The organism is Mycolicibacterium sp. P4_G11, from assembly GCF_056555145.1.
Genome location: NZ_JBFUJW010000006.1, coordinates 141742 through 162812 on the forward strand (window position 1 = coordinate 141742; position 21071 = coordinate 162812).

19 protein-coding genes and 1 pseudogene are annotated in these 21071 nt (G+C 65.5%); 8 read left to right on the top strand and 12 right to left on the bottom strand.

What is annotated here, in order from left to right; all coding sequences use genetic code 11:
- Nucleotides 1-167 precede the first annotated feature (167 nt).
- The 3 genes from AC1U2B_RS14915 to AC1U2B_RS14925 form a co-directional block, all read right to left on the bottom strand.
- Nucleotides 168-590 (bottom strand): hypothetical protein, encoded by a 423-nt coding sequence (locus AC1U2B_RS14915; RefSeq protein ID WP_480217403.1) that lies wholly within the window; start codon nucleotides 588-590, stop codon nucleotides 168-170.
- 43 nt (nucleotides 591-633) lie between these two features.
- Nucleotides 634-2295, bottom strand: a complete 1662-nt coding sequence (locus AC1U2B_RS14920; RefSeq protein WP_480217404.1) for a NucA/NucB deoxyribonuclease domain-containing protein — start codon at nucleotides 2293-2295, stop codon at nucleotides 634-636.
- Between the two features lie 738 nt (nucleotides 2296-3033).
- Nucleotides 3034-3765, bottom strand: coding sequence for a Type 1 glutamine amidotransferase-like domain-containing protein (locus tag AC1U2B_RS14925; RefSeq protein ID WP_480217405.1), 732 nt, complete (start codon nucleotides 3763-3765; stop codon nucleotides 3034-3036).
- Between the two features lie 164 nt (nucleotides 3766-3929).
- Here AC1U2B_RS14925 and AC1U2B_RS14930 point away from each other — a divergent pair.
- Nucleotides 3930-4337: pseudogene (locus tag AC1U2B_RS14930) on the top strand (S8 family serine peptidase); the annotation flags it as partial.
- A gap of 128 nt (nucleotides 4338-4465) precedes the next feature.
- On the opposite strand, the gene AC1U2B_RS14935 reads toward AC1U2B_RS14930, so the two are convergent.
- Both AC1U2B_RS14935 and AC1U2B_RS14940 read right to left on the bottom strand, forming a co-directional pair.
- Nucleotides 4466-5938 (bottom strand): APC family permease, encoded by a 1473-nt coding sequence (locus tag AC1U2B_RS14935; protein WP_480217406.1) that lies wholly within the window; start codon nucleotides 5936-5938, stop codon nucleotides 4466-4468.
- Nucleotides 5939-6626: 688 nt separating this feature from the next.
- Nucleotides 6627-8123, bottom strand: a complete 1497-nt coding sequence (locus tag AC1U2B_RS14940) for a gamma-aminobutyraldehyde dehydrogenase (protein ID WP_480217407.1) — start codon at nucleotides 8121-8123, stop codon at nucleotides 6627-6629.
- Between the two features lie 114 nt (nucleotides 8124-8237).
- On the opposite strand from AC1U2B_RS14940, the gene AC1U2B_RS14945 reads away from it, so the two are divergent.
- Complete coding sequence (locus AC1U2B_RS14945; protein ID WP_043401886.1) at nucleotides 8238-8759, top strand: Lrp/AsnC family transcriptional regulator; 522 nt, start codon at nucleotides 8238-8240, stop codon at nucleotides 8757-8759.
- Nucleotides 8756-10141 (top strand): aspartate aminotransferase family protein, encoded by a 1386-nt coding sequence (locus AC1U2B_RS14950; RefSeq protein WP_480217408.1) that lies wholly within the window; start codon nucleotides 8756-8758, stop codon nucleotides 10139-10141. The genes AC1U2B_RS14945 and AC1U2B_RS14950 overlap by 4 nt, the downstream gene beginning before the upstream one ends.
- A 45-nt stretch (nucleotides 10142-10186) precedes the next feature.
- Here the strand turns inward: AC1U2B_RS14950 and eccB are convergent, their stop codons facing one another.
- The 3 genes from eccB to AC1U2B_RS14965 all read right to left on the bottom strand — a co-directional run bounded on the left by eccB (nucleotide 10187) and on the right by AC1U2B_RS14965 (nucleotide 13839).
- Entirely contained in the window at nucleotides 10187-11536 is a 1350-nt protein-coding gene (gene eccB / locus AC1U2B_RS14955; protein WP_480217409.1) for a type VII secretion protein EccB, read from the bottom strand.
- Between the two features lie 115 nt (nucleotides 11537-11651).
- Entirely contained in the window at nucleotides 11652-13169 is a 1518-nt protein-coding gene (gene glpK, locus AC1U2B_RS14960) for a glycerol kinase GlpK (protein ID WP_480217410.1), read from the bottom strand.
- Nucleotides 13170-13284: 115 nt separating this feature from the next.
- Entirely contained in the window at nucleotides 13285-13839 is a 555-nt protein-coding gene (locus tag AC1U2B_RS14965) for a CGNR zinc finger domain-containing protein (protein ID WP_480217411.1), read from the bottom strand.
- 120 nt (nucleotides 13840-13959) lie between these two features.
- On the opposite strand from AC1U2B_RS14965, the gene AC1U2B_RS14970 reads away from it, so the two are divergent.
- The 5 genes from AC1U2B_RS14970 to AC1U2B_RS14990 all read left to right on the top strand — a co-directional run bounded on the left by AC1U2B_RS14970 (nucleotide 13960) and on the right by AC1U2B_RS14990 (nucleotide 17821).
- Nucleotides 13960-14937: an EamA family transporter gene (locus tag AC1U2B_RS14970; RefSeq protein ID WP_480217743.1), complete on the top strand. Its 978-nt coding sequence runs from the start codon at nucleotides 13960-13962 to the stop codon at nucleotides 14935-14937.
- 15 nt (nucleotides 14938-14952) lie between these two features.
- Nucleotides 14953-15621 carry a cutinase family protein gene (locus AC1U2B_RS14975; protein WP_480217412.1) on the top strand — a complete coding sequence of 223 codons (669 nt, stop codon included), beginning with the start codon at nucleotides 14953-14955 and terminating at the stop codon, nucleotides 15619-15621.
- A 56-nt stretch (nucleotides 15622-15677) separates the two neighbouring features.
- On the top strand, nucleotides 15678-16343 hold the full coding sequence (locus AC1U2B_RS14980; protein ID WP_081936855.1) for a cutinase family protein: 666 nt from the start codon (nucleotides 15678-15680) through the stop codon (nucleotides 16341-16343).
- A 114-nt stretch (nucleotides 16344-16457) separates the two neighbouring features.
- On the top strand, nucleotides 16458-17063 hold the full coding sequence (locus tag AC1U2B_RS14985; protein ID WP_480217744.1) for a cutinase family protein: 606 nt from the start codon (nucleotides 16458-16460) through the stop codon (nucleotides 17061-17063).
- A 20-nt stretch (nucleotides 17064-17083) separates the two neighbouring features.
- A complete protein-coding gene (locus AC1U2B_RS14990) occupies nucleotides 17084-17821 on the top strand; it encodes a cutinase family protein (RefSeq protein ID WP_480217413.1) in 738 nt (245 codons plus the stop codon).
- Between the two features lie 9 nt (nucleotides 17822-17830).
- Here the strand turns inward: AC1U2B_RS14990 and truA are convergent, their stop codons facing one another.
- The 4 genes from truA to rpsD form a co-directional block, all read right to left on the bottom strand.
- Nucleotides 17831-18694 carry a tRNA pseudouridine(38-40) synthase TruA gene (truA, locus tag AC1U2B_RS14995; protein WP_480217414.1) on the bottom strand — a complete coding sequence of 288 codons (864 nt, stop codon included), beginning with the start codon at nucleotides 18692-18694 and terminating at the stop codon, nucleotides 17831-17833.
- Between the two features lie 16 nt (nucleotides 18695-18710).
- Nucleotides 18711-19262 (bottom strand): 50S ribosomal protein L17, encoded by a 552-nt coding sequence (gene rplQ, locus AC1U2B_RS15000; protein ID WP_480217415.1) that lies wholly within the window; start codon nucleotides 19260-19262, stop codon nucleotides 18711-18713.
- A gap of 63 nt (nucleotides 19263-19325) precedes the next feature.
- Complete coding sequence (locus AC1U2B_RS15005) at nucleotides 19326-20378, bottom strand: DNA-directed RNA polymerase subunit alpha (protein WP_020101463.1); 1053 nt, start codon at nucleotides 20376-20378, stop codon at nucleotides 19326-19328.
- Nucleotides 20379-20462: 84 nt separating this feature from the next.
- Nucleotides 20463-21068 (bottom strand): 30S ribosomal protein S4, encoded by a 606-nt coding sequence (gene rpsD, locus AC1U2B_RS15010; protein WP_043401870.1) that lies wholly within the window; start codon nucleotides 21066-21068, stop codon nucleotides 20463-20465.
- Between the last annotated feature and the right edge of the window lie 3 nt (nucleotides 21069-21071).

A 21071-nucleotide genomic window follows, 5' to 3' on the forward strand; every position in this document is an offset into this window, starting at 1 on the left:
AGGCACGCGGTGTGAGACAAGAAAATGAGACACCACGACCTGGGCCGATGAACGGCGACGAATAGGCCCGTTGCCGTGTCTCGTTTCTCTAGTAACGAGACACAGACCTGGTGCTCAAGTGCCCCGACGAAGAGCGCGAACTTCCGCTGCATCTCCCTAGGTTTCAACTACGTCGTGTCGTTGATCAAAATGTTGAGATCTGTTGGATCAGGGAATACTTCTGGAATGGTGTTGCGCCAGTAGACCTGTAGCCGAACGGGGCCGGTCCGATTGATGGCCACGTGATGGTGGTCTTCGACGTCGATGAGGATTTCACCCACGGCCAGATTGGGCTCTGAAAATGTCAGAGTGCCGTCGAACGCGAGTTCACCCAGCCCTGTGGGGTCGGTCCCTCGGTACACCCGAACGGCGACGTTTCGGCCCAGTTCATCAGCCATGTCGGCGGACATCGTGATCACCATCAGGGTGTGATCACTGGCGGTGGCCATGTTGACCCCCCATGTTGGTACATCATCTGGCACCACGATCTCACCGGCGTCCCCGATTAGGACGCTGCCGTGATCAGGGAAGACGTCGAATTCGGCGAGCAACTCGTTAGGGGATGTCATTCGCTCACGAACCTTTCGGCGGAGGTCATTTTTGGCCTTTGCGGTGCTTCTTGTTGGTGCTTTGTTTCTTGTTTTTCTTGCCGCCGTTCTTCTTGCCGCCGTTCTTCGAACCACGCGAGTTGTTGCGGTTTCCGCCATGACGGCTGGTGGCGTCTTGAGTGTTGTTGGTGACATTGGTTTGTGAGGCACTGCGCTGAGTGGATGTCGACGGACTGGCCGTGCCCTGTTCCCGGACGTTGGCCTGGGCCCGTGCGTGTGCGGCTTCTGCGGCGGCGTCCTGCCCGTTGCGACGGTCGATTGCACACGGTGCACACCGTACTTGGCCGTCATCGCCTCGGAAGACCCGATCATAGGGATCGCCGTCGCCAATCTTTTGATCTCTATAGGTTCTTTGGAGTTGGTTGCCCTCCCGGTCGCCCTCCCATTTGGGGGTGTAGGTCAGGCGAGCTCCTTGCCCACCTTCTTTGGTGGAGGCGGGGTTGTCTTCTTCGAGCACATAATCCCTTCCCCCCTTGGGAACGCCGTCTTGTGCAGCGCGCCGATTCCGATCAATCTGCCCCTTGTCGGTCTCTCGGTGCACGGTCGCTGATGACTGACCGTTTTCGATACCTGACAGCTTGTTGTCGTAGGTCTCCGGTGTCCATTCTTGGCTGTAGATGGTGGCGGGGTTCTCGCAGGTGTGGGCGCAGTCATTCCGAGTGCCGGCAGGCTGCGACACACTCGGCGGCTTGTAGTCAGTCGGAGGCTTGACCGGGCCAAAAGGTGGGGGCTCCAACGGGATACGATCATCGGCCGAGCGCAGCGGCCCTGCCGGAGGTCCGGTAGGCACTGCCGGAGTGCCCACGCCCGGCTTGGGCGTCAGGGCGCCGGCGATGTCGTTGGCCAGTTGCGGTGACGGAGTCGGGGTGACCGGTTTGGCCGCCGCAACATCACGCAGGGCACCTTCGGCGACATCGTCGCCGAGTTTCTGCGCGCCTCGTTCGACGATCGCAGTCAGACCTTTTTGCACGCTGCGAGCGGGGCTGATGTAGTTGGTAACTTCCAGAGCGTCGCCGGCGGCGGCCAGGACCTGGTTTGTCGGATCAGCGGCAGCGGCTTTCTGCACCAGGCCGGTGGTGCCCGAGAGCACCAGGCTGGCGCCGAACCCGGTCCCCACACCGGTGACCATGAGCACCGACCCGCCGACGATCTCGGCGGACTCCAGCGGGTTGTTCTTCACGAACGTCCCCACAGCTTTGGCGCCGACCACCGTGGCATCGGCGACCGTGTGGGCTGCGGATACGACGCTGTCGACCATGCAGGAAAAGCAGGGGTCGGCGTACACCGGCCATGCCGTGGCGGCGTCGGGGTGGATCACTTGCACCAGCAGATACAGACCTGGCCGGATCTGTTGGGTCACAAAGGCACTCGGCACAACGCGGCCTTGACTGTCGCGAGCCTGCGGGGCGGCGATCGTCGCAATGGTGGTTGCCGCCGGCATGGCCTGATTGACGGTGATGACGCCGTCGGTGTGGGCCAGCATCACCGTGTGCGCAGGGGTGCGCAGGAACATCGGCACCATCGGCAGCACCTGCCCGTCAGCGCTGGTTACCGCCGCCGAGGAGCCCGGCGCTGGCGCAGTGCTGGTCACTGGTTGGGGGATGCGGGTGATGGTGCGCCCACCTTGGCCCTGGTTCTCGGCGATCACACTGAAACCCGCGCCGCGGTCGGGGTACACGACCTGGCCGGTCGGGGTGTGCTCGGCGGCCCCCAGGCCGGCGGGCAGGACCAGTTGGGCGCTGCGACCGTCGGCGGTGGGCAGATCCCAGCCAGCCACCGGATCAGATGGGATGTTCGCCGAGCGCGCCGCAGCGCTGAGCGTGCCATCGGAGGCCAGGGCAGTCCCGGCGAACGCAGCGGACGCCGTAGCAGCCACTGCCTGTGCATCCGAGGGCGCACGATCGCCAGCGGTGGTGGGCTCGGCGGGGGTCAACAGGTGCACCCCGCCGACCACCAAAGCCAGCGTGGCCACCAACGTGATGGCTAACTGTGCCCAGCGTCGAGCACCCCACAACGGCCGGTCGCCCGGCAAAAAATCCCCCACGACCAATCCCCCCTACTTACAACAGAATCCGGCGTTCGGCAGCAATGACGAACTCTTGTAAGGGGTAGTCGGAGACAACGCCTGGGACCGAATGTCAGCGAACAGTGATCTCCCACACACTGAGCGAAGCGACCTGGCACGCCACGTGCGCCCACGCCGCAACCAACGACGAATTAGCCGCAGCCCTGACGTCACGCGTACCCCGACCCGCTTTTCACGTCGGTGAGCTGTCGGCGCGCTCGTTGAATCTGAGCGCGCCGAAGCAGCAATTCGCCCGCCGCCTGGCCGCTCCCCATGTGCGGAACCGAAGACCGAACCATTTTGACGAGACTGATCGAGGTGTCAGTGGTGCAGCCGTCGGACGTCGAGGGCGGTTTCCGTGACTGCTGTGCCACGTCGTTCGACGAAATATGCTCCCGCTGCGGAGTTTTCGGCGACGGCCTCCACGAAATGAGTGCCGTGGTAAACGAGGCCGGCACCGTCATCGGTGGCAAACGCGGATGGCAGAACTCCGGTACCAACCAGGTCATGCAATAGCGGCCGGCGCTGCGCTTCGGAGTCGTAGTGAACGCCGTTGGCGTAAGGCAGGAACCCCAGTCCGTTGGTGACAGGCCGTAGTCGTGGGCCGAACGAATCGGTGGTGCCGCCGGCGTGCCAGCAGATCGAGCCGGCAGAGATGCCAGTCAGTACTACCCCGGCCTGCCATGCAGTGCGGAGTGCTTCACCCACGCCGTGCAGTCGCCACATCGCCAGTAGTCCCGCGACGCTTCCACCGAACACCCAGACGACATCCTGCGCCAGCAGATGCGCGGTGACATCGTCGACCGTGGGCATCGGGAACAACGCCAGGTGCGACGGGATGAAGCCACGGACCTGCGCCGCCTCTGTGAGGGAATGCAGTAAGGCCTTATCGTCACCCATCGCCGTTGCCAGGAGGCAGACGCGCGGCGGCCGCCCGGTGACACCGGAAAGCTCGACCGCGTAGTCGGTCATGGCGGTGAACTCGAACCGCGTGCGCTGACCTGTGCCTATTCCGCCGCTGGTCGCGAGAATTGTGGGTGTGTCTGCTGGCATAGCCTCGACGGTAGGCGGCCCGTCCGCTGGCGGACAATCAAGTTTTGGTTGACATGGCGGCGGCATCACCATCGGGAGTCGCCATCATCAGTTGTTGTTGTGACATTGCGTGAGATCTGGAGTTACTTGTGACATCGGTGTGACATCCGTTTTGAGAACGGACAGTGGTCGCCGCAGCCGGTAACGCCAACGGTGAATGCGCACAACAGAATCCACTGTCCGATCCTAAACGCCCAGGCACGCCGGACTGGGACACCGTGCACACCGTGGTCAGCCCGGCGTGGTACGACGACTACGTACTGACCGTCGGCTCGGTCAGCACTGCCGGTGCGCCATCACCATGCAGCCTGGCCGGACCCTGGGTCGACGTCGCCGCGCCAGGCGAATCGGTGGTGTCACTGAGCGCACAGGCCGACGGTCTCGTCGACAGCCGGCCAGACTCCCGCCCACTGTCCGGCACCAGCTACGCCACGCCCGTCGTCAGTGGTGTTGTCGCACTGGTACATTCGAGACTGCCGCAACTGTCCGACCGGCAGGTGATGGCCCGCACCAAGGACACCGCGCGCCATCCCGCCGACGCCCGGTCCCGACCATCGGCCGTCGCGCCGAATTACCTTCCCGGCTCCGCCATCTGCATCGCGGTGGCCGCCGTCGCCGTGACCGGGCGCCGGCGATCACGGCGCTAGCTGGTCGAACACCGTCACCTCGCGGGCTCGGGCGCCGGCTCCGCGGCCAACGACGATTCGCGGGTCTGCCTGCGGGCGATGCGGGCTGGTCCTGCGACATACCACGCGGCCGCGGCGAGCAGCACGGCCAGGAAAATCCATGGGATCACGTCTGCTGGCCAGTCCGGGATCGGATACACGTTGCGGTAAAAGACGTACGCAAGGCAGGCCGTGACGGTCAGCCCGATGATGGCGGCGACGCCAACGCTGGTCTGTGGCGCCAAGCGCCGCACCAGAATCGGGATACCCAGACCCATCAGCATGTAGGCAATCATGTAGCCGAAGGTTCCCATGGTTCCGGTGTAGGAATACACATCGAGCTCGTTGATTCCGCTGACTCCCAAGCCGAGTGCCGCGATCAGTGCGGCCGCACTGAGCAAGATGATCGCAACATGCGGGGTCTTACGGGTGGGATGCGTCGCGGCGAGCTTGCTGTGCACCAACTGCGACTCACCCATCGATCGCAGTACCCGACTGGCCGCTGTCAGTGAGCCGGCCACACAGGCGAAGTTGGAGGCCACCGCACCCAGATCGATGGCCAGACCGAGCCAGTGCACGCCAAGGCCGTCGGCCAATGTGTTCAAAGGCGTTGCGTCGGCAACCAGATTGTCGGCACCACCGAATCCGACGATCTGCGCGTAAGACCCATACAGGTAGAGCGCACCGGCCAGTAGCGCACTGCCCGTGACTGCCCGCGGGATTGTCCGTTGTGGGTCTTTCGCCTCGACGGACAAACAAGCGGCAGACTCGAACCCGACGAAACCCAGGGTTGCCAGTACCATGCCGCTGACCACCTGTTGCATCGTGATTCCGGTGGGCATCAGCGGCGCGAGACTGAACCCGTGCCGAAGCAAAACCATGGTGAGCACCACCAGAATTGCTCCGATAGAGAGCACCTCGAGCACCACACCGGTCCATGCGGAGATCCGGACGCCGCGGATCATCATCCAAGCCGCGCAGAGCACACACACGATTTCCAAGACCACTGTGACCGAAATCGAAGTAGCGGGCACTCCGGCGCTCGCCGGTGGAGCCACTCCGAGAAGGGGTTTGGCGTACTGCGAGAATTGGGCGACGCAGCCGACGGAGATGAGCAGGTACCCGAAGGCGAGGCCGGTCGACCCGACGAACCCGACCGCTCTACCGAACGCGGCGGTGATATGTGAGAGCAGGTCTTCGCCCGGCCGCAACCTCGCGGCCCGGGATACGCACCAGCCCACCAAGAGCAGCACACACAAGGAGATGGCGTAGGAATACAAGGTTCCTGCGCTCGCACTGGCAGCCACAAGGGTTGCGCCAGACACCATTACGGCGCTTGGTGCGATGCCGGCGGTCGACTGTGCGACAAGCTCGACACCGCTCATACTGGCGGCCGCAAGTCCGGTATCTGCATTCTGCTGAGAATCTCTGAGTTCCTCGAGCCGCTCGACATTGGATATTGACGGCATTGATCGGCCTCCTCAATGGTGATTTGGTCGGTCCACGAACACGGCGCGGACCGCATGCCGGCTACGGTGCCGACGGCTGATGTGTGTACAGGGCGAAGTGACCCAGCAGGACAACCGCTTTCGCTCTACTACTACCCTCCGACAACTTTAGGGTCGGGTTGTTACTAATAGTTACGACGAGTGTTAAATGTGCTAACAAGACCGCTCTGTTATTCGTGGCATTCGTCACAGAAGTCGGTCATGGTTGGCCATCGTTGAGCGCGTTCGTGATTACCTTCGCCCGCCGCATGTCGGGAAGCGAAACAACCTAGCCGAAGATTCCGCTCATATCGTTATTCCGACGCTGGGTCGAGCAGAATTGGACATCCGAGATCGGTGTCGAGTAGATATGTGTCCGCGGCGAGACGGCGCACGTGTCCCAGAATATCGACAAGGCGCCCATCGCCCAGTTCTGGATTCAGCGAGCTGGCTGTCGATGAGGGACTGTAGGGCGGAATAGTGTTGCGGCGCATCGATATCCGGACGCGACGCGTCGACTTCTGCACCTTCGGAAACACTTCATGACAGGCGGGCCGGGCGAGACGTTGTTGACGTTAATTCCGCGCACTCCGAATTCCTCGGGCGCTGCACGAGTGAAGTGCTCCGCAAGGCTTTCGACGCCTCGGGTTGGCGTCGACGATCGCGCGGGCTACGACCTCTTGGCGAAGATAATTCGGTGCCAGTCCTTTTCGGCAGCCGAGGTGATGTCGCTCATCACGTGTTTGATGGTCAGGTATTCCTCGAATGAATACGCGCTCATATCTTTGCCGAACCCGGAAGCACCGAAACCGCCATGTGGCATTTCGGAAATGATCGGGATGTGATCATTGATCCACACACAGCCGGCCTGGATTTCGCGCGCTGCCCGCTGGGCCCGGTATACGTCGCGAGTCCATGCCGAGGCCGCGAGCCCGTACTCGGTGTCGTTGGCCTGCCGCAGTGCGTCATCGTCGTCGATGAAGGGCCGCACGGTCAGCACAGGACCGAAAATCTCATCGCGGTAGATCTCGGAGTCTTCCGCGACATCGGCAATCAGTGTCGGCGGGTAGAACGTGCCGGAACCCTCGGGCATTGTTCCGCCCGTCACGATCCGCCCGCCTTGCCGCTGCGCCCGCTCCACCATGCCGGCGATCTTGGTCCGGTGTGGCGTCGAGATCACCGGCCCCAGATCGGTATTCGGGTCATGCGGGTCTCCGGTGACGACCTTGCCGAACAGTTCGGCAACTCCGGCCACGAAGTCGTCGTACAACGGTTGCGCCACGATGGCGCGGGTCGCCGCGGTGCAATCCTGGCCGGTGTTGATCAGGGATGCCGCCACCGCGCCATGGATCGCGGCGTCCAAGTCCGCGTCATCGAAGACCACGAACGGAGCCTTGCCGCCGAGTTCGAGTTGAGTGCGGTGGCCGTGGACGGCCGCCGCTGTCATCACCCGTCGCCCGACCGCCGTCGAGCCGGTGAACGTCACCATGTCAACGTCACGATGCCCGGCAAGGGCTGCGCCGACGTCCGCGCCCAGCCCCGTCACAACATTGAACACACCTTCGGGCAGTCCCGCTTCGCCGGCCAATCGGGCCAGCGTGAGCGTGGTCAGCGGGGTGATCTCAGCAGGCTTGATCACCACGGCACAACCAGCTGCCAACGCGGGCAATACCTTCCAGACCGCCATCTGCAGCGGGTAGTTCCACGGCGTGATGGTGGCGACCACTCCGACCGCCTCACGTCGGATGCTCGACGTGTGATCAGCCGAGTACTCGGCAGTGGCCTTGCCTTCAAGGTGTCGCGCGGCACCGGCGAAGAAGTCGATGTTGTCGATGCTGCCGGGGACGTCGAAGTTTGCCGCCAGCCGGACCGGTTTACCGGTCTGGCTGACCTCCTGAGCCACGAGTTCGTCAGCGTTCTCGGCGGCCAGTCGGGCCAACCGCGCCAGAACCGTGGCTCGCTCGGCCGGAGTTGCCCGGGCCCAGCTCGGCTGCGCGGCGCGAGCCGCGGCCACTGCAGCGTCCACATCGGCGGGCGTCGCCAGCGCATATGACGCCACGACAGCACCCGTCGCCGGATTGATGATCTCGAACGGTCTCCCGGCCGTTGTCACGATCTTTCCGTTGATGAAGCTACCTGCGATGACCTGGCCTCCACCTGCGCTCACGATCCCGAACGCTACCCCAACATAGCTGCGGATTCCACTCGAAATCACGTGACATTCGACTGATTCCGTCGAACATATTGTGCTGAACGACGGAATCCGTGCACAATTGACGCCATGGCCATCCCAGATGCACCGCCCGATGCCGCTGCGATGACTGCGCGCAGTAGCCAACCGAGGGGCGGCACCGCATTCCAGCTCGACGAACTCTCGAAAGAGATCATCGAGCAACTGCAGCAGGATGGCAGGCAGTCCTACGCCGCCATCGGTAAAGCGGTCGAGCTGTCGGAAGCAGCTGTGCGCCAACGGGTCCAGCGCATGATCGACTGCGGCGTCATGCAGATCGTCGCCGTGACGGACCCTGTTCAAATGGGCTTCGGACGCCAGGCCTTGATCGGCGTTCGCTGCACCGGCGATACCACCAAGGTCGCCGACCAACTTGCCGCCATCGCGTCCGTCGACTACGTCGTGCTGACCGCCGGCACCTTCGACATCATCATCGAAGTCGTCTGCGAAGACGACAGCCACCTGCTCGACCTGCTCAACAGCAAGATTCGAGCGGTACCCGGGGTGCTGTCCACCGAAACGCTCGTCTATCTCAAGCTCGTCAAACAGCAATACAACTGGGGCACGCGATGACAACAATCAATGCAGCACAAGCACTTTCAACCGACCTGGCGGCCAAGGCCAAGCGGCATCTGTGGGGCCATTTCGCCCGTCATGGCACCGACATCGCCCCGCCCATCATCACCCGGGGCGAGGGCGTCACCATCTTCGATGACCGGGGCAAGAGCTATATCGACGGACTTTCGGGCCTGTTCGTCGTGCAGGTCGGGCACGGCCGCGAGGAGCTCGCGGCGGCAGCTGCCCGCCAGGCCGAGCAACTGTCCTTCTTCCCGTTGTGGTCCTACGCAACGCCGCCCGCGATCGAACTGGCCGAGCGCATCGCCAACTATGCGCCGGGCGACCTGAACCGGGTCTTCTTCACCACCGGCGGCGGCGAAGCGGTGGAGAGTGCCTGGAAGCTGGCCAAGCAGTTCTTCAAGCTGACCGGAAAACCCGGCAAGCACAAGGTCATTTCGCGTTCCATCGCGTATCACGGAACCCCTCAGGGCGCCCTGGCGATCACCGGGATCCCGGCATTCAAGGCGCCATTCGAACCGCTCACCCCCGGCGGCTTTCGCGCACCGAACACCAACTTCTACCGGGCGCTCGATGCCTACGCACACGACCAGGAGGCATTCGGTCGGTACTGCGCCGACCGCATCGCCGAGGCCATCGAATTCGAGGGTCCCGATACCGTTGCCGCCGTATTTCTAGAGCCGGTGCAGAACGCGGGCGGCTGCTTCCCACCACCACCTGGGTACTTTCAGCGAGTCCGTGAGATCTGCGACCGGTACGACGTACTCCTGGTGTCCGACGAGGTGATCTGCGCCTACGGCCGCATCGGCTCGATGTTCGCCTGCGACGATTTCGGCTACATCCCCGACATCATCACCAGCGCAAAGGGTTTGACATCCGGCTACTCCCCCATCGGCGCGATGATCGCCAGCGACCGCCTGTTCGAACCGTTCAACGACGGCAAGACGATGTTCGCCCACGGCTATACCTTCGGCGGACACCCGGTGTCGTCCGCGGTGGCGCTGGCCAACCTCGACATCTTCGAGCGCGAGGGCATCAATACTCATGTGAAAGCGAACGCCCCGATATTCAGGGCAACGCTAGAGAAGCTGTACGACCTTCCCATCGTCGGCGATGTCCGCGGTGAGGGATTCTTCTACGGCATCGAACTCGTAAAAGACAAGGCCACCAGGGAGACGTTCAACGCCGAAGAGTCCGAGCGCCTGCTGCGCGGCTTCCTGACCCCCGCACTGTGGGAGGCGGGTCTGTACTGCCGCGCGGACGATCGTGGCGATCCGGTGATCCAGCTGGCTCCGCCGCTGATCAGCGGCCAAAAGGAGTTCGACGAGATCTACAGCATCCTGCACAACGTCCTCGACGAAGCGGGGCGCCGGCTCTAGATCCTTGAGGCGGGCCGAGACCGGATTTCGCGGGATCATCGGCCGCTACGGCGCCAGTCCGTCCCGCAACACTTCAGCCGCCGGCACGCTCAGCTCAGGTCCTCCGGGCAGCCGGGCCAGCAGCGGCCAGGGTGCCGGCAGCGGCTCACCCTCCACACCAAGGTATTTCGCCGTATCGGCGTCGTGGAGGCCGAACCGGACGCCGGTATCCGCCACCAGGTACAGCGGGCCGGTCACCGATCCACCGGTAACCCCGGTGGCATGCACGTACGCGTACCGTCCCGGCGGTATTGCCACCGCATCGATGTTCGGACCGTCGCCGTCGGCTTGCACCAGCGCCACCTCACGCGCTGCCGGTTTCCCCGGTACGACAGCGGTATTCACGCGACCCGAATCCGATTGCCATTGTGCGCACACCGGAACCTCGCTCGGCAGAGGCGCAAGGGCCTGCTCCGGGAAGGTCGACACCGCAAGGTCGTGGACCGCCGGGATGGCGGCAATGTCCGCCGGTCGCACGGTCCGAAGGTCGCCGTCAGCCACGCCGTGGGCGAACCGGATGACGTCGGCCGCAACGTCGCCGACGCGTTGCAGACCGCCCGCGAGAACCACATGGTGCTCCGCGGCGTCGGCGCGGTTGACTCGAAGTACCTGTCCGACAAGGAAACCGCCGGGCCCCGTTGTACCAAGACCCGGGATGCCTGGCGCCCCAATGGCGGGGACTTCGGGCAACAGGTCGAGAAAGGACCGCGACAGCGGCCGGGGCGTGACGCCGTCGAGTCGCAGTGCCCGGACCACAGCGAGATCCCGTAGGTCGACTTCGGCCCGCCTGCCGTCGTACACCAGATACGTCGTCGCATGGTGCTCGCCCGCTGCCGTCGCCAGGATCGGCCGCGCCCGCTCGTGCCCGCCGGTGTCCTGGCCGGCGAGCAGTACTGTCCGGCCGCTATCGCAGACCTGCCACGCTGCCGCGGTGAGCGGTCGGCCCAATTCGGCTGGGGCACCGGGTATTCCGACGAGCGGCCCGCGCGGCGCGGCGGCGATCGCGTCAGCATTGACCGGCACCGGGTTGACCGCGGACTTGGCGACGAGCCGCGCCGACGCGAGATTGAGCGCTGGATGCCACGTCGAGCCGATGCGCACGTACAGCGCGCCGGTGTCCCGGACCATGACGATCGGCGCCTCCCCCAGTCCGCCGGCCGGTGACGCGATCGCGATGACAGCGCACACCGCGACCGCCAGCAGTCCGGCGAGCCATCCCGACGCATACGAAATCGATTGCGCGCGAATCGGTTCATCGACCATCGCGGTATCACCACGCACCAGTGCGTGGATCAGTCGACGCATCTGAAAGCGCCGGCCGCTGGCCTCTAGTTGCGCACCCTGCCCCCGAGCCATGTCAATCCCCCGGCTAGCAGCCTAACCGCGGGCGGACACACGTCCCGACGCCAATTCTCCCCGGTGATTTATGCACGATTTTCCGCGCTCGCCGCGGAAAATCGTGCACAAATCGCTAGGAGACGTCGACCCAGTCCAGGGTACGGCCGACGGCCTTCTGCCAGCCGGCGTATCCGGCCGCGCGCTGGCCGTCGTTCCACGACGGTGCCCAGCGTTTGTGCTCCAGCCAGTTGGCACGCAGCTCGTCGGGGTTCGACCAGAACCCGACCCCGAGCCCGGCCGCGTAGGCCGCACCGAGCGCAGTGGTCTCGGCGACAACGGGTTTCACCACCTCGACGCCCAGCACGTCGGCCTGAATCTGCATGCACAGTTCGTTGGCGGTGATGCCGCCGTCGACCTTGAGCACCTCCAGGTGCACGCCGGAATCCGCGGCCATGGCGTCGACCACGTCGCGGCTCTGATAGCAGATGGCCTCCAGCGTGGCCCGGGCCAGGTGGGCGTTGGTGTTGAACCGCGACAGCCCGACGATGGCCCCGCGCGCATCCGAACGCCAGTACGGCGCAAAGAGTCCCGAGAACGCCGGCACGAAGTACACGCCGCCGTTGTCCTCGACCTGGCGGGCCAGCGTCTCACTGTCGGAGGCACCGGCGATGATGCCCAGCTGGTCCCGCAGCCACTGCACGGCCGAACCGGTGACGGCGATCGAACCCTCCAGTGCGTAAACGGGTTTCGCGTCACCGAAGCGGTAGCACACCGTGGTCAGCAGCCCGTGCTCCGAGCGCACGATCTTCTCGCCGGTGTTGAGCAGCAGGAAATTGCCTGTGCCGTAGGTGTTCTTGGCTTCCCCCGCCGACAGACACACCTGCCCCACCATGGCGGCCTGCTGGTCGCCGAGGATGCCGGTGACCGGCACCGGCGCGCCCAGCGGACCGTCGGCCGCGGTCAGACCGTAGGGCTCGGACACCGACGACGACGCGATGGTCGGCAGCATCTGGCGCGGAATCCCGAAGAACGACAACAGTTCGTCGTCCCAGTCGAGGGTCTCCAGGTTCATCAGCATGGTGCGGCTGGCGTTGGTGACGTCGGTGACGTGCACGCCGCCGCGGGTGCCGCCGGTCAGGTTCCACAGCACCCAGGTGTCACAGGTGCCGAAGATCGCGTCACCGCGTTCGGCGGCTTCGCGCACACCGTCGGCGTTCTCGAGGATCCACTGAATCTTGCCGCCGGAGAAGTACGTCGCCGGCGGCAGACCGGCCTTGCGGCGGATGACATCGCCATGGCCCTCGCGTTCCAGCGCTGAGGCGATGCGGTCGGTGCGGGTGTCCTGCCACACGATCGCGTGGTAGTACGGGCGCCCGGTGTGCTTGTCCCACACCATCGTCGTCTCACGCTGATTGGTGATCCCGAGCGCGACCAGATCGGACGCCGCCAGCCGCGTCTTGTTCAGCGCGGTCTGCAGCACCGAGCCGGTGCGCTCCCAAATCTCGACGGGATTGTGCTCGACCCAGCCGGCCCGCGGCAGGATCTGCTCGTGTTCGAGCTGGTGGCGTCCGACCTCACGACCTGAGTGATCGAAGATCATCGCCCGGGTGCTGGTGGTGCCCTGGTCGATGGCCGCTACGAATTCGGCCAATGGCCCGTCCTTCCGCTCAAACACTGCATCCGCTGTCGGTCATCACGGTAGGAGACGGACGCGCGTGACGCGATGCATTGCCGCAACCAAGACGGGCGCGTCGGACGGCCGGGCGTCAGTTCTCGCGCGCGCGGCGTTCGCGGTACGCCGCGACGTGCTGGCGGTTTCCGCAGTTGCCGGTGTCGCAGAAGATGCGGGATCGGTTGCGCGACATGTCGATCAGCACGGCGGTGCAGTCCGCTGCCGTGCACGTCTTGAGCCGGCGCAGTTCACCGGCCCGGATGAGGTCGGCGAGGGCCATCGCCATCTCGGCGCCCATGCGCTGCACGAGTGGGTCCTGGTCGGCCGCCAGGTGCAGATGCCATTCCGGCATCTCCGGGTGCCGCGTCAGCCAGGGCATGGCGCGATTGTCGCTGAGCAGGGCATTGACCTGACCGACCACCGCCTCCTCGTCGCCTGACGCGGCCCACAGCAAGCCGAGGCGCGCGCGCAGACCGTGTACCGCCGCCAGCTCGTCGGCGTCGCGGTCGCGCCGCCCGGTCCAGCCGAACTCGTTCAGATACCCGTCGAGGGCCGCCAGATCGGCCAGCTGATCACCGTCGACGCGGTCACTGTTGACCAATACACATGCCGCGCGCAGCGTGAGCTCCGTGTCATGACTGAAATTCATTTGACTCGTTACACCCACCCTCCGTAGCGTCATGACCAATCTCAACTTCACTCATTACACCATCGGAGGTGGCCCGTGACTGCGTCGAACGGCACCGCAGCCGGTCACTTCCGGACCGGCATGATCTTCGCGGTCACGTCCGCCTTCACCTTCGGGATGGCGGGCGCCCTCGGCAAGTCCCTGATCGAGGCCGGCTGGAGCCCTACCGCGGCAGTGGTCGCCCGGCTGACCGGCGGCGCGCTGGTCATGGCCGTGGTCGCGACCGTCCTGCGCCGCGGCTGGGTGCGCGAAGCCCTGAGCCACAAAGGGACGGTCATCGCCTACGGCGCCGTCCCGATCGCGGGCGCCCAGCTGTGCTACTTCAACGCCGTCACCTACCTGCCGGTCGGCGTGGCGCTGCTGCTCGAGTACGCCGCACCCTTGCTGGTGGTGGGTTGGGTATGGGCGACGACCCGTCGCCGCCCCAGCACCCTGACCCTGGCCGGCGTCGCGATCGCCATCGCCGGCATCACCCTGGTGCTCGGGCTGATCGGACCCGGCAGTCACGCCGGAGCCCAGATCAGCCTCGCCGGCATCGCCTGGGGCATGGGCGCCGCCGTCTGCGCCGCCTGCTACTTCGTCATGTCCGACAAGGCCAGCGCCGACGGCACCGGCCTGCACTCCATCACCCTGGCCACCGGCGGCCTGATCGTCGGCGCGGTGACGGTCGCACTCCTCGGCGTCTCCGGCATCATGCCGCTCGCCTTCACCGCCCACGACACCACGCTGGCGGGCCTGACCACCTCCTGGCTGGTCCCCGTGATCGCGCTGGCCATCGTGCCGACCGCGATGGCGTACACCTTCGGCATCATGGGCATCGCCCGCCTGCAGCCGAGGTTCGCGTCCCTGGTCGGCCTGTCCGAGGTGATGTTCGCCGTGCTGTCCGCCTGGGCATTGCTGGGCGAGGCCATCACCGGGATCCAATTGCTGGGCGGTGCGGTGGTGCTGGCGGGCCTGGCGCTCGCCCGCCAGGGTGACCGCGGTGAGGCCAGCTGGCACGACGACTGGCCGGACAGCCCGGAGGGTTTGCCAGCAGGGCAAACGATTGGCCGTAGCTGAGCGCGATATGTGAAGATGGCCCGCGTGACCTTGCTCAGCACGTCGGTCCGCGTGGCCGCGATCGCCGCCGCCGTCATCTCCAGTTCCGCGCTGCTGCCGTCGGCACCGGCCAAGGCAGACCCCTGCCCGAACATCGAGGTGATCTTCGCGCGCGGCACGCACGACGACCCCGGCATGGGCCGCGTCGGCTCGGTACTGGTCGACGCGCTGCAGCCCCTGGTCGGGAGCCGCACCGTCACTGGCTACGCCGTCGACTACCCGGCGTCCTATGACTTCCTCACCGCGCAGGACGGCGCCACAGACGCACAGAACCGCATCGCCCTGATGGCGCAGCAATGCCCCAGTACCAAGATCGTGCTGGGTGGTTACTCGCAGGGCGCCGCAGTGGTCGACATGCTGGCGGGCATTCCGCCGCTCGGCGACCGGATCGGCGAAGTCGGCTCGGCACCGCCGCTGCCCGCCGGCCTCGCGAGCCGAGTCGCGGCCGCCGCGGTATTCGGCAATCCGTCAGCCAAGTTCAGCCACCCGCTGGATTCAATGGGACTGTTCTCCAACCGCTCGGTCGATCTGTGCCTGTTGGGCGACCCGATCTGCTCGCGCGGCCGCAACCCGTTCGCACACTCGCGCTACGAGACGTCCGAGTACATCGGGCAGGCCGCACAGTTCATCGCATCCCGCCTCTGACCGGCGGCTAAGCGTCTGGCGCGGAACCGCATCCGGAACCGCGGTTAAGATTCGGTGTGATCATCAGTGCACTGCGCCGCGTCTTCGCCGGCACCGCAACCACCGTAGTCATCGCCGGCGTCACCGTGCTGACACCGCCATCCCTGGGTGCCGTCGGCGTCGCCGCTGCCGCTAACTGCCCCGACATCGAGGTGACCTTCGCGCGCGGCACGTCCGAAGACCCCGGCCTGGGCAGGGTCGGCGGAGCGTTCGTCAACCAGTTGCGCAACAAGGTCGGCGGCCGGTCCGTCGGGTCCTACGCCGTCGTCTACCCGGCGTCGTACGACTTCCTGGCTGCCGCTGACGGCGCCAACGACGCCAGCGCCCACATCCAGTGGATGGCCGACAACTGCCCGGGCACCCGACAGGTGCTCGGCGGCTACTCGCAGGGCGCGGCCGTGATGGACGTCATCGGCGCCATCCCGGTTCCGGGCGTCGGCTTCAACAACCCGCTGCCGCCCGAGGCCGCCGGTCACGTCGCCGCGATCGCGGTGTTCGGCAATCCGTCTGCCAAGCTGGGCCTGCCGTTGACGGCCAGCCCGGTGTGGGGCGGCAAGGTCATCGACCTGTGCAACGCGGGTGACCCGATCTGCCAGACCGACGGTCAGGTCGTAGACGCGCACAAGACGTACGCGGGTGGCGCGACCAACGCCGCGGCCAATTTCGTCGCCGGATTGTTGTAAGGCTGGCATCTTTTCTCGACGAGACCGTCAATTCGTCGAGATACCATCGGATTTGTGATTGGCCGCCGTACGTCTGCTGTGCTGATCACCGCTCTGACTGTCGGCGCCGCACCAATGTCCGTGTTACTCACGGACATTGGTGTGGCGAACGCCGCCGCCAATTGCGCACCAGCGGAAGTCGTGTTCGCCCGGGGCCGGATGGAACCGCCCGGCCCCGGACAGGTCGGGGCCGCGTTCGTCACCGCGCTGCGCCAGCTCCGCGGCCCGAATATCACTCTGTACTCGGTGAATTACCCGGCGGACACCCAGGTCGACATGGGCGCCAATGACATGAGCCGGCGCGTGCAATGGCTTGCCCGCAACTGCCCCGCTACCAAGATCGTGCTCGGCGGTTACTCATTGGGCGCTGCCGCCACGGATCTGGTTATCGCGGTGCCCATTTCGGCGTTCACCTACAACAGCCCGTTGCCCCGCGGCACCGATCAGCACATCGCGGCGGTGGCCCTGTTCGGCAACGGCGTCAACTGGGCAGCTCCCATCACGGCATTCAGTTCGACGTACCAGAACCGCACCATCGACCTCTGCCATTCCGATGACCCGGTCTGCAATCCGAGCAGCCCCTCCAGGTGGCGTGCCGAGTGGCAGGACCACCTCGCGCCCGGGTACATCAAGTCCGGCATGGTGAACCAGGCCGCGAAGTTCGTAGCGGCGCGATTGTGACGCGCGGCTAGACTCCAGCCATGGTCCCCCGCTCCGTCCTGAATTCCGTTCGGTCTGCCGTCGCCGTGGTTGGCGCGGCAGCGTCCGTCGCCACTGCGCTGGTGGTGTCGACGACCGCCGCGCCGTCGGTATTCATCGGCGCCGCGTCGGCCGACCCCTGCCCGCAGGTGGAGGTGGTCTTCGCCCGCGGCCGCAATGAACGCCCCGGCATCGGCCGGGTGGGAACCGCCTTCGTCGACGCGTTGCGCGCCAAAACACCGCTGAATGTCGGGGTCTATGCGGTGAACTACCCGGCCAATATCGAAATCCCGCAGGGCGCCAACGACATCAGCTCACGCATTCAGGACATGGCGTCGCGGTGTCCCGACACCAGGCTGGTGATCGGCGGATACTCGCTGGGCGCGGCGTCCGCAACCATGGCGTTGTCCTCGGACAACAAGGGATTCGGGTTCGACAGGCCGTTGCCGCCCGGGATGGACTCTCACATCGCCGCGGTGGCGCTGTTCGGCAACTTCACCCACCGCATGGGTGGCGGCAACATCAGCCCGGCCTACGGGGATCGGACCATCGACCAGTGCAATGGCACCGATCCCGTCTGTATGGACGGACTTCCCCAGACCATCACGCAACTGCAGGCCGATTGGTCAAATCACTTGCAGGACGGGTACATCGGGTCCGGCATGGTCGCCCAGGCGGCCGACTTCGTCGCGGCCCGATTGGCACCACCGCCGGCCCCACCGGCTCCTCCGGCCCCTTAGCCGCGACGGTCAGTCGAGCGTGCGCAGGTCGCGGGTGACGTTGATGCGCGACGCCAATTGATCGTCGGGCGGGTAGTCCACCGACACCAGTGTCAGGCCCCGCGCCGGGGCGGCGGTGTACTCGCTGGACCGGCTGTCGGCCGCCAAAAGGCCTGCGATCCAACCGGGTTCACGACGACCCACCCCCACCGCGAGCAGCGCACCGACCAGCGAGCGCACCATGTTCCAGCAGAAGGCGTCGGCCGTCACGTAGGCGGTGACCAGGTCACCCGAGCGCTGCCATTCCAGCCGTTGCAGGTCCCGGATGGTCGTCGCCCCCTCCCGGAATCGGCAGAAGCCCGCAAAATCCTGCAGCCCCAACAACTCCTGCGAAGCCGCCGTCATCGCGTCCAGATCCAACGGTCGCGGCCATGGCGTGATGAAGCGGGTCTGCTGCGGCTCTACCCCATACGGCGCCAACGACAGCCGGTATTCGTAGTGTCGCCGCAACGCGGAGAACCGGGCGTCGAAACCGGGTGCCGCACGGACGATCTGGCGTACCCGTACATCGGCGGGCAGGAACCGCGCGAGCCGGCGCACCAGCGGCAGAAACTCGGGGTCACCATCGCGACGGGTGCGCGGATAGGCGAAACCCAGTGCGGCAGACGGCACATCGACGTGCGCGACCTGACCAGTCGCATGAACTCCGGTGTCGGTACGACCGGCAGTGACCAACCGCACCGGCTCGCGGAACACCGTCGACAGCGTCTCCTCGATGACACCGGCGACCGTGCGCTGCCCGGCCTGCGGTGCCCAGCCGGCGAATTCGGTGCCGTCGTACGAGATATCCAGGCGTAAACGAACATGCCCGCCATCGGATTCGATGGCGGGCATGTCGTTCACAACCTGATTAGGACTTGGCCTCATCCTCGGTCGCCTCAGCCTCGGCCTCAGCGGTCTGAGCATCGGCGATGCCCTCGTCGGCAGCCTCGACCTCGGCAACCGGAGCTTCGGCAGCGGCTTCCTCAGCCGGAGCCTCGACCGGAGCGGCAGCAGCCTGAGCGGCGGCGGCGCGACGGGCGCGGTCGGCCTCGGAGGCGACGGTCTTCTCCCGGACCAGCTCGATCACGGCCATGGGGGCGTTGTCGCCCTTGCGGTTCTCGACCTTGATGATGCGGGTGTAGCCGCCCTCGCGGTCCGCGAAGTGCGGTGCGATCTCGGCGAACAGGGTGTGCACCACGTCCTTGTCGCGGATCTTCTTCATCACCTCGCGCCGGTTGTGCAGCGCGCCCTTCTTGGCGTGGGTGATGAGCTTCTCGGCGTACGGACGCAACGCCCGGGCCTTGGCATCGGTGGTCTTGATGCGGCCGTGCTCGAACAGCGAGGTGGCCAGGTTGGCCAGGATCGCCTTCTGGTGTGACGACGACCCGCCGAGGCGAGCACCCTTTGTGGGCTTAGGCATTGCAACTTCTCCTAATTGGGGCCGGCCCCCGTATCAGGTAGGGCCGGGACGGAACTTCTCTGTTTAAAGCTGTTCGGTTTCGGCGTAGTCCTGGTCGGCGTCCAGGTCGTAGCTGGCATCGCTGTTCCAGGTGCCGGTGGCCACGTCGTAGCCGGCGACCTGCGACGGGTCGAACGTGGCCGGGCTGTCCTTGAGCGACAGACCCAGCTGGTGCAGCTTGATCTTGACCTCGTCGATGGACTTCTGACCGAAGTTACGGATGTCCAGCAGGTCCGACTCGGTACGCGAGACCAGCTCGCCGACGGTGTGCACACCCTCGCGCTTGAGGCAGTTGTACGACCGCACGGTCAGCTCCAGGTCGTCGATCGGCAGCGCGAACGAGGCGATGTGGTCTGCCTCGGCCGGCGACGGGCCGATCTCGATGCCCTCGGCCTCGACGTTGAGCTCGCGGGCCAGACCGAACAGCTCGACCAACGTCTTGCCGGCCGAAGCCAGGGCGTCACGCGGGGCGATCGAGTTCTTGGTCTCGACATCGAGGATCAGCTTGTCGAAGTCGGTGCGCTGCTCGACGCGGGTGGCCTCCACCTTGTAGGTGACCTTCAGCACCGGCGAGTAGATCGAGTCGACCGGGATACGGCCGATCTCGGCACCCGAAGCCTTGTTCTGCACGGCCGGGACGTAACCGCGACCGCGCTCGACGACGAGCTCGACCTCCAGCTTGCCCTTGTCGTTGAGGGTGGCGATGTGCATGTCCGGGTTGTGCACCGTCACACCGGCCGGGGGCACGATGTCACCGGCGGTGACGGCGCCCGGGCCCTGCTTGCGCAGGTACATGGTGACCGGCTCGTCCTCTTCCGAGGAAACGACCAGGCCCTTGAGGTTCAGGATGATGTCGGTGACGTCTTCCTTGACCCCGGGGACGGTGGTGAACTCGTGCAGCACACCATCGATGCGGATGCTGGTGACCGCTGCGCCCGGGATGGACGACAGCAGCGTGCGCCGCAGCGAGTTGCCCAGGGTGTAACCGAAGCCAGGCTCCAGCGGTTCGATGGTGAACCGCGACCGGTTTTCGGCCAGCACGTCCTCGGACAGGGTGGGACGCTGAGAAATCAGCATTTTCTATCTCCTTCTCGGCACCCGCTATTTGATGCCGGTTTGGTTGGTGCCCGACCGGGATTGGCCGGGCACCATGACCTCGAATTACTTCGAGTAGAACTCGACGATCAGCTGCTCGGTGAGCGGCACGACGATCTGGGCGCGCTCGGGCAGCTGGTGCACGAGGATGCGCTGACGCTCGCCGACAACCTGCAGCCACGACGGCACCGGACGATCGCCGGCGACCTCGCGAGCGATCTGGAACGGCAGGGTGTTCAGCGACTTCGACTTGATGTCGATGATGTCGTACTGCGACACCCGGTAGCTCGGGATGTTCACCTTGACACCGTTGACGGTGAAGTGACCGTGGCTGACCAGCTGGCGGGCCATGCGGCGGGTACGGGCCAGACCGGCGCGGTACACGACGTTGTCCAGACGGCTTTCGAGGATCTGCAGCAGGTTCTCACCAGTCTTGCCAGCCTTGCGGTTGGCTTCCTCGTAGTACTTGCGGAACTGCTTCTCCATGACGCCGTAGGTGAAGCGAGCCTTCTGCTTCTCCTGCAGCTGGGTGCGGTATTCGCTCTCCTTGATCCGCGCGCGGCCGTGCTGGCCGGGCGGGTAGGGGCGCTTTTCGAACGACTGATCGTCACCGACGAGGTCGACGCCGAGACGGCGCGACTTGCGGGTGGCGGGTCCGGTATAACGAGCCATTTT

Bases quoted from the DNA above. Each gene is read 5' to 3' on its own strand.
- rplQ (WP_480217415.1), bottom strand. From the start codon at position 19,262: ATGCCTAAGCCCACAAAGGGTGCTCGCCTCGGCGGGTCGTCGTCACAC.
- AC1U2B_RS14990 (WP_480217413.1), top strand. From the start codon at position 17,084: ATGGTCCCCCGCTCCGTCCTGAATTCCGTTCGGTCTGCCGTCGCCGTG.
- AC1U2B_RS14950 (WP_480217408.1), top strand. From the start codon at position 8,756: ATGACAACAATCAATGCAGCACAAGCACTTTCAACCGACCTGGCGGCC.
- AC1U2B_RS14945 (WP_043401886.1), top strand. From the start codon at position 8,238: ATGGCCATCCCAGATGCACCGCCCGATGCCGCTGCGATGACTGCGCGC.
- truA (WP_480217414.1), bottom strand. From the start codon at position 18,694: ATGCCCGCCATCGAATCCGATGGCGGGCATGTTCGTTTACGCCTGGAT.
- AC1U2B_RS14935 (WP_480217406.1), bottom strand. From the start codon at position 5,938: ATGCCGTCAATATCCAATGTCGAGCGGCTCGAGGAACTCAGAGATTCT.
- AC1U2B_RS15005 (WP_020101463.1), bottom strand. From the start codon at position 20,378: ATGCTGATTTCTCAGCGTCCCACCCTGTCCGAGGACGTGCTGGCCGAA.
- eccB (WP_480217409.1), bottom strand. From the start codon at position 11,536: ATGGCTCGGGGGCAGGGTGCGCAACTAGAGGCCAGCGGCCGGCGCTTT.
- AC1U2B_RS14985 (WP_480217744.1), top strand. From the start codon at position 16,458: ATGTCCGTGTTACTCACGGACATTGGTGTGGCGAACGCCGCCGCCAAT.
- AC1U2B_RS14975 (WP_480217412.1), top strand. From the start codon at position 14,953: ATGGCCCGCGTGACCTTGCTCAGCACGTCGGTCCGCGTGGCCGCGATC.
- AC1U2B_RS14965 (WP_480217411.1), bottom strand. From the start codon at position 13,839: ATGAATTTCAGTCATGACACGGAGCTCACGCTGCGCGCGGCATGTGTA.
- AC1U2B_RS14970 (WP_480217743.1), top strand. From the start codon at position 13,960: ATGATCTTCGCGGTCACGTCCGCCTTCACCTTCGGGATGGCGGGCGCC.
- rpsD (WP_043401870.1), bottom strand. From the start codon at position 21,068: ATGGCTCGTTATACCGGACCCGCCACCCGCAAGTCGCGCCGTCTCGGC.
- AC1U2B_RS14925 (WP_480217405.1), bottom strand. From the start codon at position 3,765: ATGCCAGCAGACACACCCACAATTCTCGCGACCAGCGGCGGAATAGGC.